The sequence below is a fragment of the Streptococcus oralis genome (assembly GCF_021497945.1).
Lineage (GTDB): Bacteria > Bacillota > Bacilli > Lactobacillales > Streptococcaceae > Streptococcus > Streptococcus oralis_BR.
Genome location: NZ_CP046524.1, coordinates 313,954 through 325,166, shown reverse-complemented (window position 1 = coordinate 325,166; position 11,213 = coordinate 313,954). Strand labels below are relative to the sequence as shown.

Here is an 11,213-nt window from a genome sequence, read left to right as displayed (position 1 = left end):
TTCCTATTTATTTCTTTTTATTGTTAGCAAGGGCTGCTTTTTGTTGGCGGATGATTTGGTGGTAAACTTGTTGTACCTTGGCTTCGCTTGGTTTTTGACCATTTGCGCTCAAGAGAGCACGAACTGCCTCAGCATTCAAACGTGGGTTGTCCGCAAATTCTTTTTCAATTTGCTTACGAACCAAGTACATACCTCCAAGAGCTCCTCCTAGAAAAGCTAGCACAATCAAGATAATTGCTAAAAGTAAATCCATTCTTTTTCTCCTGTTTCTTTTTGAGTCTTCTATATTATACCATAAAGTGACTTTCCTGACTAGTTTGTTTTACGCTTTCAAGAGGGGGTTAAGCCAATTCTAAGCTAGTCTTACAATCAGATTGAACTATGAAATTACGAATAATTCCACCCTTTCCTCTCTTTCTTCTACTATTTTAAGAAAAAACAACAACAAATATGTATCTTGCTAAAAAGCTCTTGACAAATGCTAAACGACCATTAGAATGGGAGGTGAGGAGATAAATAGAAACAAATTAAACGAAACTGCTTTATAAAATGTAAGCGGTTTCTAATAAACGAAGGAGGGTTTTATGAAAAAACACTTTTGGGAGAAATCCTGTCGCTATAGCATCCGCAAGCTGACGGTTGGGACTGCTTCTGTTTTACTGGGGGCTGTTTTTCTAGTCAACCATACTGTAGCTGCAGACAGTGTTGAGGTCAAGCAAACTGAACCAACCTCTGTCGAAGCTATCACTAAGCCTGATAGTGAACCCAAAGCTGCTGAAGCTACTGAAACTACAAAACCGTCTCTAGCCGAGAGTCCAGTAGTTTCCGAAAACAAGCCAGCTGAGGAGACTCAGACGACAAATAGTCAAGCTAGTGAAGAAGCCATTGTAGAAGCTAAAGAAAATAAGGAACCTGAAAAAGCAGACCAACCTGTGACAAAACAAGAAAACTATCAACTCAACTACGATCAACCAACAGCTCCCTCCTATGATGGATGGGAAAAACAAGCCCTCCCTGTCGGAAATGGAGAAATGGGAGCCAAGGTTTTCGGACTCATTGGGGAAGAGAGAATCCAGTACAACGAAAAGACCCTCTGGTCAGGAGGGCCACAACCCGATAGCACCGACTATAACGGAGGAAACTACAAGGATCGCTACAAGGTTTTAGCAGAGATACGTAAAGCCCTCGAAGCTGGCGACCGCCAAAAAGCAAAACAGCTCGCTGAACAAAATCTAGTTGGACCAAACAACGCCCAGTATGGACGTTACCTAGCCTTTGGAGATATCTTCATGGTCTTTAATAACCAGAAGAAAGGGTTAGATACTGTAACAGATTATCATCGTGGTTTGGATATCACTGAAGCCACTACGACCACTTCTTACACCCAAGATGGGACGACTTTCAAACGCGAAACCTTCTCCAGTTATCCTGATGATATCACTGTGACCTACTTGACCAAAAAAGGAAACAAGACACTTGACTTTACCCTTTGGAACAGTTTGACAGAAGACTTGCTTGCTAATGGCAACTACTCTTGGGAATATTCTAACTATAAGAATGGTCATGTCACTACAGATGCAAACGGAATCCTTCTAAAGGGAACTGTCAAAGATAACGGCCTTCAATTTGCATCCTATCTAGGAATTAAAACGGACGGAAAGGTGACTGTTCAGGACGAAACTCTAACCGTTACAGGCGCAAGTTATGCGACCCTCTATCTCAGTGCCAAGACTAACTTTGCTCAGAATCCAAAAACCAACTATCGAAAAGACATTGACCTCGAAAAAACAGTTAAAGGGATTGTCGAAGCAGCTAAGGCCAAAGACTACGAGACACTGAAAAAGGCCCATATCAAGGACTATCAAAGTCTCTTTAACCGCGTTAAACTAAATCTAGGCGGAACCAAGACTACTCAAACGACAAAAGAGGCCCTTCAAGGCTATAACCCAGAAAAAGGGCAAAAATTGGAAGAACTCTTCTTCCAATATGGCCGATATCTACTCATCAGTTCGTCTCGTGATCGGACAGATGCTCTTCCTGCCAACCTCCAAGGAGTCTGGAACGCTGTAGACAATCCACCTTGGAACGCTGACTACCACCTCAATGTCAATTTGCAAATGAACTATTGGCCAGCTTACATGAGCAACCTTGCTGAAACTGCCAAGCCAATGATCAATTACATTGATGACATGCGCTATTATGGCCGTATCGCTGCCAAGGAATACGCAGGTATCGAATCCAAAGACGGACAAGAAAATGGTTGGCTGGTCCACACCCAGGCGACACCATTTGGCTGGACTACTCCAGGCTGGAATTACTATTGGGGTTGGTCTCCAGCAGCCAACGCTTGGATGATGCAGAATGTCTATGACTACTACAAATTCACCAAGGATGAGACCTATCTCAAAGAAAAGATCTATCCTATGTTGAAAGAGACTGCCAAGTTCTGGAACTCCTTCTTGCACTATGACCAGGCCAGTGACCGTTGGGTGTCTTCTCCATCCTACTCACCAGAACACGGTACCATCACCATCGGAAATACCTTTGACCAATCGCTAGTCTGGCAGCTATTCCACGACTACATGGAAGTTGCCAACCATCTGAATGTCGACAAAGACTTAGTCACAGAGGTCAAGGCTAAATTTGACAAACTTAAACCACTTCACATCAATAAAGAGGGCCGTATCAAAGAATGGTACGAAGAAGACAGTCCGCAATTCACCAATGAAGGGATTGAAAATCACCACCGCCACGTTTCCCATCTAGTTGGTCTCTTCCCAGGTACGCTCTTTAGCAAGGACCAGGCTGAATACCTAGAGGCTGCGCGTGCTACCTTGAATCACCGTGGAGATGGGGGGACTGGTTGGTCTAAGGCCAATAAAATCAACCTCTGGGCTCGTCTGCTGGACGGTAACCGTGCCCATCGCTTACTCGCTGAACAGCTCAAGTACTCAACTCTAGAAAACCTTTGGGATACCCACGCGCCTTTCCAAATCGACGGAAACTTTGGAGCGACCAGTGGGATGGCAGAAATGCTTCTCCAATCACACACTGGCTATATTGCACCATTGCCAGCCCTTCCAGATGCATGGAAAGACGGTCAAGTTTCTGGCTTGGTTGCCCGTGGTAACTTTGAAGTCAGCATGAAGTGGAAAGATAAAAACCTGCAAAGCTTGTCCTTCCTTTCAAATGTCGGTGGAGACCTGGTTGTAGATTATCCAAATATCGAAGCTAGCCAAATCAAGGTCAATGGCAAACCAGTCAAGGCAACGATCCTTAAAGATAATCGTATCCAGCTTGCAACGCAAAAAGGTGACGTCATTACCTTTGAACATTTCCCTGGCCGTGTGACCAGTCTGACAGCCGTTCGACAAAATGGAGTCACTGCCGAACTTACCTTCAACCAAGTAGAAGGCGCTACCCACTATGTCATCCAAAGACAAGTGAAAGACGAAACTGGCCAAACCTCTGCGACCAGAGAATTTGTAACCAATCAAACCCACTTTATTGACCGATCACTAAATCCTCAACTCGCCTATACTTATACTGTCAAGGCTATGCTGGGCGAAGTTTCCACACAAGTTTCTGAACAGGCCACTGTCGAAACCTATAGCGAGTTGATGGACGACCGAGATAGCCGCATCCAGTACGGAGCTGCCTTTGGAAACTGGGCAGACTCAGAATTATTTGGAGGAACAGAGAAATTTGCTGACCTTTCAAAAGGAGACTACACAGACGAAGATCTCACTGCTACCATTCCTTTCACTGGCGTTGGTATCGAAATCTATGGACTGAAATCGTCTGAACTAGGTCTTGCCACTGCTAAAATTGATGGCAAAGAAGTCGGGGAGCTTGACTTCCATACTGCTGGAGCAACTGAAAAAGGTAGTCTCATTGGTCGCTTCGCAGGACTATCTGACGGACCTCACACATTGACTCTTAGTGTTAAACGTGAGCACAAAGGACGTGGTAGTGAGCGCTCGAAAATTTCATTAGACTACTTCAAGATCCTAGCAGGAACAGGCAATACGATTGAAAAAATAGATGATCGCGATTCGCGCATCCAGTATGGTGCCCAGTTTAAGGACTGGTCTGACCCTGAACTCTACGGAGGTACGGAAAAATACGCTGATATTAACAACAGCGACTCTAGTGCAGCTTCAGAAGCTCAGGCAACTATTTCCTTTACAGGGACGGGTATTCGTATCTTTGGCTTAAAGAGCCTCGCTCTTGGACGAGCACGTGTTACACTAGATGGCAAAGAAATGCCAAGTCTAGACTTCTACACTTCAGGTGCAACTGAAAAGAGAGCTTTTATTGGCGAATTTACAAATCTCACTGACGGTCCGCATACCCTGACATTACAAGTTGATCCAGATTCGCCAGAAGGTCGCAAGAAAATCTCTCTAGACTCCTTTGATATCATCAAAGCTCCTGCTGTTGGTATAGATAGCCCGAGCATTGCGCCTCTTAAGGAAAATGACAAAACCATTTCCTTAAGCCTACCAGCTGGAGATTGGGAAGCCATCGCAGTGACCTTCCCAGGAGTCAAAGATCCTCTAGTTTTGCGTAAGGTGGATGAAACGCATCTGGTTACCAGTGGGGATCAGACTATCCTATCAATCCAAGACAATCAAGTTCAAATCCCAATCCCTGACGAAACCAATCGCAAAGCTGGAAATGCCATTGAAGCTTATACCATTCAAGGAAATACCACAAGCAGCCCTATCGTGGCCGTCTTTACTAAAAAGGATGAGAAAAAGGTTGACGAGAGTCAGCCAACTACAAGCAAGGGAGAGGAACCAGCTCCTACTGTTGAAATTCCTGAATACACTAAACCTATCGGGACTGCAGGGCAAGAAGTGCCACCCACTGTAGAAAAGCCTGAATACACCGAACCTATCGGAACGGCGGGGCAAGAAGAGTCTCCTACTGTAGAAAAGCCTGAATACACCGAACCTATCGGAACAGCAGGTCAAGAGGAAGCACCTACTGTTGAAAAACCTGAATACACCAAACCTATCGGAACAGCAGGTCAAGAGGAAACTCCTACTGTTGAAAAACCTGAATACACTAAACCTATCGGAACTAGCGGAGATCAGGCCGCTCCAAGCCTTAGCCTTCCTGACTATCCAGTTCAAGTCTTAAAAGATAAGGAGACTGGAGTAGAATTCATCGGTGGAGCCAGCGACTTAGAAGGAATTTCTCACGTTTCTAGCCGACGTGTCCTAGCTCAGGAACTCTTTGGCAAGACCTATGATGCTTACGACCTACAACTGAAAAATCCAACCAATCATAGCTTGCAGCCAAAAGGCTCTGTCTTGGTTCGCTTGCCTATTTCAGCTAGCGTAGAAAACATCTACTACATCACTCCGACCAAGGAGTTGCAAGCCCTTGATTTCACCGTTCAAGACGGAAAGGCAGAATTCATCACTAGTCATTTCAGTACCTATGCTGTCGTCTATCAAGCTGCTGGAACAACCCCTAGTACAGATGAAAAACCAAGTACTTCAGATGCAGAAACCTTGGCACACGAGGCCGAACAACTTTCAGCTAGTCCGATCCCTGCGAAAACTGGAAATCATTCTCCTAAAGAAGAACTTCCAGCAACAGGAGAAGCGTCCAACCCACTCCTCTTCTTAGCAGGACTCAGCCTAGCCCTTACAGGCACTTTTATGTTAAAAGGAAGAAAGGATGACTCCAACTAACCTTTAAGCACACAAAAACAGGATGAAGATTCCCTTCATCCTGTTTTATTTTGTCATCAAAAGTTAGTTTTACAGTAGGTATAAAAAGGCTAAGGTCAAGAGACTTGCTAGAAGCCCAACTCCCCAAAAGAAGAAGTCAACCTTCCACTCGCTCCAAGGATTGCCCTTGCCTGAGAATCCTCCAAGTTCAAAATGGTGGTGGACAGGCGTCATACGGAAAATACGCTTTCCACCACTGAGTTTGAAGTAGGTAACCTGCATCATAACAGAGCTTGTCTCAAAGACATAGATAATCCCAATCAGCAAAAGGGTCCATTCTTGGTGGAGAGCCATAGAGATTGCTGCCAGCATCCCACCTAGAGCCAAACTTCCCACATCTCCCATGAAAACCTTGGCAGGCTTGTGGTTAAAGACGAAGAAGCCTAATAAACCACCAATCATGGCAAGAATCACAAGAAGGATATCCAGTTGATTTTGCATATAAGCAATCACACCGTAGGCCGATAAGCTAATCACTACGGAAATACTTGCTAAGCCGTCAATCCCGTCCGTCAGATTCACCGCATTTGAAAAGCCAACTAGCCAGAAAAGGGCAAAGAAAATATAGAAAATGCCTAGATGAACTTGGTAGCCAAAGACTGAAAGCATGTCGCCACCACGCTCATAAAAGAGGTAGAAAATCACTCCTCCAAGGAGCTGGAGAGCAAGCTTTTGCTTGGGATTTAAGCCTTCGTTAATCTTACGAAAGACCTTGAGGAAATCATCCAAAAAACCTACCAAACCATACAAAACCAAGATAAACAAAATCATGCCGACATTGTTGGTCAATTGTTGGGTAAAGAGAGCGACAAGGAAGCTCACAACAACTGCAACGATCAGGAAGACAAGACCTCCCATGGTTGGAGTCCCAGCTTTAGCTTGGTGTTGCTTGACATCCTCGTGCATCTGCTGACCTGTAATCTGTGCTTTTCGATAAAATCGGATAAAGGCTGGAATACCTATCAAGGTCAATAGAAAGGCTAGAACTCCAGCACTAATGGAACTAATCATCTTAATCTCCTAAAGTTATTTTCATTTTTTTAAGGTCTTTGAGGGCTGTATTGGCACGGACACTTTGTTTCTTGACCGTTTTGCCACTACCTTCCCACTCGACTTCTATATTCAGCCATTTGGCAAATGTTTGCACATTTTCATCTGTCCAGCCATACATATCAGGCATTTCTTCGACCTTATCTGACAGGATCAAGGTCTGCTGATTGGCTTCCAAATTATCTCCTTCAGAAACCGAGAGTTCCTTGATCTTGGTTCCTGTTCCGATAACGATTGGTTGGACAAGGTTACGACGCAATTCCTCTGCTAGGTCTCCTGGAGTAAAGTCCTTGGTAGCTGGCATGGTATAGCTTGTCGTCTTGCTGACCTGATCCAAGCTCTTGGCAGTTGACTGAAGATTGAGGGACTCTTTCGTGGCAGAAGCTCGCTCAAGGATTGGGTTGGCAAACTCCCCAAGCTGAACACCCGAATAATGCTCTGGCTGTTGCACCGTTACATAGAGGATAAAGTCAGGATTTTCTGCAGGATGCATCGACACAACAGAGAAGATATAGTTGGTTTCACCTGTCAGGTAACCCCCATTCTTCTCATCAGCAATCTGAGCAGTCCCGGATTTCAGAGCGACATTTTGCCCCGGAACATTGACATTTGGCTTTCCTGTACTGTGGTTGTACATGGTACCATAGACAGGATCTGTTCCGACCATGACCATGTGATCCCGAGTAGAGGAAGCTGCCGCTTTTGATACAGGATTTCCGACGATTTCCTTTTGAGACTTACGAACAGACTGGTCATTCGGGTCATAGAGGGCGCTGATAAATTTAGGCTCCAACATAACCCCATCATTGGCGATGGCTGTAAAGGCACGTAGCATCTGGGTCTGCGTTACAGAAATCCCCTGACCAAATGCACTCATGGCAATATTGACAATATTATCTGCAGGCAATTGACCTGTGTACTCATCAGTCAGACCAAAACGCGTCGGCACTCCAAACTTAAAGCGGTTTAGATAATCCAACCAAGTAGCATCTCCCATTTTTTGTTCAAGTAGACTCATTCCAACATTACTGGAGTGAGCGAAACCTTGTGAGAAAGTCATCATCCCACCAGTAGTCAAACCATCATTAACATCCCAATCTCGAATGGTCGCGTCAGCTATTTTCAATTCACTACTGTTAAAGTATTCTCCACTTGGGAAGGTATTATTATCAATAGAAGAAGCTAACGTCATAACCTTCATGGCTGATCCTGGTTCATAGTTACTTTGATAAAGAATATCTCGCCAGACAAAGTCTTTTGTGATGCCATCCTTGGTATCGGCATTGAAGGTCGGACGTTGGGTCGTAGCGAGGATTTCCCCTGTTTTAGCGCTGACCAAGGTAGCCGTCATATACTTGCCTTTTACCTTTTCCTGGAAGGCATCCATCTGGGTTTCCATAAAGGATTGCAAAGGACTAGAAAGGGTTGTGTAAACATCCTTTCCGTCTACCATGTGTTGGGAAGCCTGCTCCGTACCCGGAACAATATTTCCCAGACGATCCTTCTCATAGGTGATAATCCCATCTGTACCCGCCAGAATGTTATTTAAAGAACTCTCCAATCCAGATGTCCCAATCAAACGTTTGGTCCCATCCTCATTTTCATGGAGTTGCGCTAAACCGATAAAGGAAGAAGCAAACTGTCCATTGGGATAACTACGGTTAGGGCTAGTTGTGAAGTCAACTCCCTCAACGCCAGCAGTTTTGAGGTCATTTTTAATAGCCATCATATTGGCATAGGTGATCCCATTTCCCTTGGTACCAAAGGATACCTGTTTTAGATCTGGTTGAGAAAGCTGTTCTTTGACATAAGACTCTTCCATATCTAGGTATTTATGGAAAATCTCAGCCACCTTATTAAATTGAGAATCCTCTACATAGAGAATTTTGCCTGTTGCTGACTTGTAGGTCTTGTCAATAACGGCATAGATATTATACGAAGTCGCATCCTCAGCAATAGGCGTTCCATTACGATCGTAGATGGTTCCTCGTTTTGCAGGAATCGTCTTGGTTGTTTGATGGACCTTGTTTGCTTCTTGAACCAAGTCCTTACCAAATTTTTTACCCGTTCCGATAATGACCGCAAAGTTGACCAAAAAGACAGCGAAGAGTATGACAGCCAATAAACTCAGGCTTTTTCCTACTCTTCGACGATTTTCTTCTGGAGATTTACGATTACGAACGGCATAACGGATGATTTTTTCTTTCCAATGTTTCATTTCTTACTCCGCTGCTCGGATATTTTCGTTATTCAGCTGCAAATCCTTGGAGTTTGCAATCTCTTTCAAACGTTCTGAACGAATCAATTCATTGACCTCTTGCTTGGCATCGTCTAGCTCAGTTTTCTTTTCTTCGATTTGAGCATTGACCTTGGTCAATTCATTCTGAACTTGTAATAGCTTGGTTTGCATAAACACAACGCTAATTGCCAGGATAATCATTGTTGCAGCAATCGAAACATAGAAGGCCTTTTCCACACGTGAAAAACCTTTAAACTTCGTTTGCAATAACTGACTTGTTTTTTCGATTCTTTCTGCCATGTTTTTCCTCTTACTTGTGAATTTTTCTAGCCACGCGCAACTTGGCTGAATGCGAACGATTGTTGGCTTCTAGCTCTTCGGCACTTGGCAAGATTGGTTTGCGGGATACCAATTCCATCTTAGGCTTAAGATCATCTGGAATGAAGGGCAAGCCTTTGGGAACTTCCACTGTTGAAGCCTCCTTAAACAACTGCTTGGTCAAGCGGTCTTCCAGCGAATGGAAGGTAATGACTGAGATTCTCCCATCCAGAGCCAGCATGTCCATGGCCTGCTGGATGGATTCGTCTGCTGCCCCTAGCTCATCATTGACTTCGATTCGGATAGCCTGGAAAATCTGCTTGGCAGGGTGTCCCTTTTTCTTGAGCTCCTTGGCAGGCTTGGCCGACTTGATAATCTCTGCCAACTCTGTCGTTGTCTCAATTGGTTTCACCTCACGTGCTTGCTCAATCTTGCGGGCAATCTGTTTAGAAAACTTATCCTCCCCATACTTGAAAAAGATCCGAACCAAGTCATGATAGTCATAATGATTGACCACCTCATAGGCCGTCAAACTAGCTTCCTGATTCATCCGCATATCCAGTGGCGCATCCTTTTTATAAGAAAAGCCACGCTCACGCTGATCCAGCTGAGGACTGGACACTCCCAAGTCATAACAAATTCCATCAATTTCCTGGACACCAGCCTCTTGCAAACGTGCCTGCAAATGACGGAAGTTATCCTTGATAAAGGTTACCATCCCCTTTTCGATATAGGGTGCCAAACGTTTTTGCGCATTGTCAATAGCATTCTGGTCCTGGTCAAAAGCATAGAGATGCCCTTTTTCGCTCAATTTACTTAATAAATATTCGCTATGGCCTGCTCCACCCAAAGTCGCATCCACGTAGATACCGTCAGGTTTTACGTCAAGCATATCAATCGTTTCATGAAGCAAGACCGTTACATGATGAAATTCTTTTGTCATATCCTATCTATTTTACCACAAATCTGACCAGCTTGCACTTGTCAGACAAAGCTAAAGACCTTCGAAAAAAATTCTCCAAAAAATGTCGTATATACTTGACACCTTCCTCCTAAAAAAATATAATATGGTCAAATATATACGACATATCAGAAAGGAGAACAGATGAATCGTGTCAAAGAATTCCGCAAGGAACTGGGTATTTCCCAACTCGAGCTCGCCAAAGATATCGGTGTCTCGAGACAGACCATCAACATGATTGAAAACGACAAGTACAATCCAACTTTGGAACTTTGTCTCAATCTCGCCCGTAGCCTCCAAACTGACCTCAACAGTCTCTTTTGGGAAGACGATTTTTAAAAAAGGAGCAAACAAATGAAAAAAGAAACTCTCACTGACAAACTTATCAAACGCACATACGGCATTTCCGGCCCCCTTGATGAACACAAACGGCGCGAGGTCGATCGTATCGGGAATCAAGTCTTTATCGTTCTCTTTTATCTGATGATATTTGGCAACCTCATCCCCTTTGTCCTTGCTTATAAATACCCGCAAATTGTCGCTATCGGCTATCCTCTCGTGGTGTTTGGCATTTCGATGGTAGCTGCCCTCTATGTGGTCTCTCAAACCAAGAAAACGGGCATCACAGCTATTGATCCCGAAATGTTAAGTAAGAAAGAAAGTAAACAACTGCATTTTCCTGGTCTAAAAGCCGGTCTAATCTACGGCATAGCGATATTTTTTATAATGCCACTCATCGATACCCTAACCAGTGAAAATCCAAATTTCATCAGTTCTCTTCTGAATTCAAAACATATTTTAAAAACTATACTGGGAGCGTTCTTTTTTGGACTGATGATGCAAATTGTTGTCTCTCTTCGCATTCGAAAAGCCAAGAAAGAGCAAGAAGACGACTAGG

At 44.1% G+C, this 11,213-nt stretch carries 8 protein-coding genes; 3 read left to right on the top strand and 5 right to left on the bottom strand.

Annotation, left to right across the window (positions count from 1 at the left end; translation table 11 throughout):
• Nucleotides 1-7: 7 nt before the first annotated feature.
• On the bottom strand, nt 8-253 hold the full coding sequence (locus tag GOM47_RS01680; RefSeq protein ID WP_000364980.1) for a YneF family protein: 246 nt from the start codon (nt 251-253) through the stop codon (nt 8-10).
• 331 nt (nt 254-584) lie between these two features.
• On the opposite strand from GOM47_RS01680, the gene GOM47_RS01675 reads away from it, so the two are divergent.
• On the top strand, nt 585-5,708 hold the full coding sequence (locus GOM47_RS01675) for an SIALI-17 repeat-containing surface protein (protein WP_235080868.1): 5,124 nt from the start codon (nt 585-587) through the stop codon (nt 5,706-5,708).
• Between the two features lie 69 nt (nt 5,709-5,777).
• Here the strand turns inward: GOM47_RS01675 and mraY are convergent, their stop codons facing one another.
• Genes mraY through rsmH form a run of 4 tightly spaced genes read right to left on the bottom strand, consistent with a single transcriptional unit; the run spans nt 5,778 to nt 10,297 of the window.
• On the bottom strand, nt 5,778-6,758 hold the full coding sequence (gene mraY, locus GOM47_RS01670; RefSeq protein ID WP_000625795.1) for a phospho-N-acetylmuramoyl-pentapeptide-transferase: 981 nt from the start codon (nt 6,756-6,758) through the stop codon (nt 5,778-5,780).
• A gap of 1 nt (nt 6,759) precedes the next feature.
• Nucleotides 6,760-9,015 carry a penicillin-binding protein PBP2X gene (pbp2X, locus tag GOM47_RS01665; RefSeq protein ID WP_235080867.1) on the bottom strand — a complete coding sequence of 752 codons (2,256 nt, stop codon included), beginning with the start codon at nt 9,013-9,015 and terminating at the stop codon, nt 6,760-6,762.
• 3 nt (nt 9,016-9,018) lie between these two features.
• Nucleotides 9,019-9,336 (bottom strand): cell division protein FtsL, encoded by a 318-nt coding sequence (gene ftsL, locus GOM47_RS01660; protein ID WP_000840795.1) that lies wholly within the window; start codon nt 9,334-9,336, stop codon nt 9,019-9,021.
• A gap of 10 nt (nt 9,337-9,346) precedes the next feature.
• Nucleotides 9,347-10,297: a 16S rRNA (cytosine(1402)-N(4))-methyltransferase RsmH gene (rsmH, locus tag GOM47_RS01655; RefSeq protein WP_000159388.1), complete on the bottom strand. Its 951-nt coding sequence runs from the start codon at nt 10,295-10,297 to the stop codon at nt 9,347-9,349.
• A 162-nt stretch (nt 10,298-10,459) separates the two neighbouring features.
• Here rsmH and GOM47_RS01650 point away from each other — a divergent pair, with 162 nt between their 5' ends.
• Nucleotides 10,460-10,654, top strand: a complete 195-nt coding sequence (locus tag GOM47_RS01650) for a helix-turn-helix transcriptional regulator (RefSeq protein ID WP_001082470.1) — start codon at nt 10,460-10,462, stop codon at nt 10,652-10,654.
• A 15-nt stretch (nt 10,655-10,669) separates the two neighbouring features.
• Nucleotides 10,670-11,212, top strand: a complete 543-nt coding sequence (locus GOM47_RS01645; protein ID WP_235080866.1) for a DUF3278 domain-containing protein — start codon at nt 10,670-10,672, stop codon at nt 11,210-11,212.
• Nucleotide 11,213: the final 1 nt, after the last annotated feature.

Coding starts and splice junctions, on each gene's coding strand:
- rsmH (WP_000159388.1), bottom strand. CDS start 10,297: ATGACAAAAGAATTTCATCATGTAACGGTCTTGCTTCATGAAACGATT.
- GOM47_RS01645 (WP_235080866.1), top strand. CDS start 10,670: ATGAAAAAAGAAACTCTCACTGACAAACTTATCAAACGCACATACGGC.
- GOM47_RS01650 (WP_001082470.1), top strand. CDS start 10,460: ATGAATCGTGTCAAAGAATTCCGCAAGGAACTGGGTATTTCCCAACTC.
- ftsL (WP_000840795.1), bottom strand. CDS start 9,336: ATGGCAGAAAGAATCGAAAAAACAAGTCAGTTATTGCAAACGAAGTTT.
- GOM47_RS01675 (WP_235080868.1), top strand. CDS start 585: ATGAAAAAACACTTTTGGGAGAAATCCTGTCGCTATAGCATCCGCAAG.
- mraY (WP_000625795.1), bottom strand. CDS start 6,758: ATGATTAGTTCCATTAGTGCTGGAGTTCTAGCCTTTCTATTGACCTTG.
- pbp2X (WP_235080867.1), bottom strand. CDS start 9,015: ATGAAACATTGGAAAGAAAAAATCATCCGTTATGCCGTTCGTAATCGT.
- GOM47_RS01680 (WP_000364980.1), bottom strand. CDS start 253: ATGGATTTACTTTTAGCAATTATCTTGATTGTGCTAGCTTTTCTAGGA.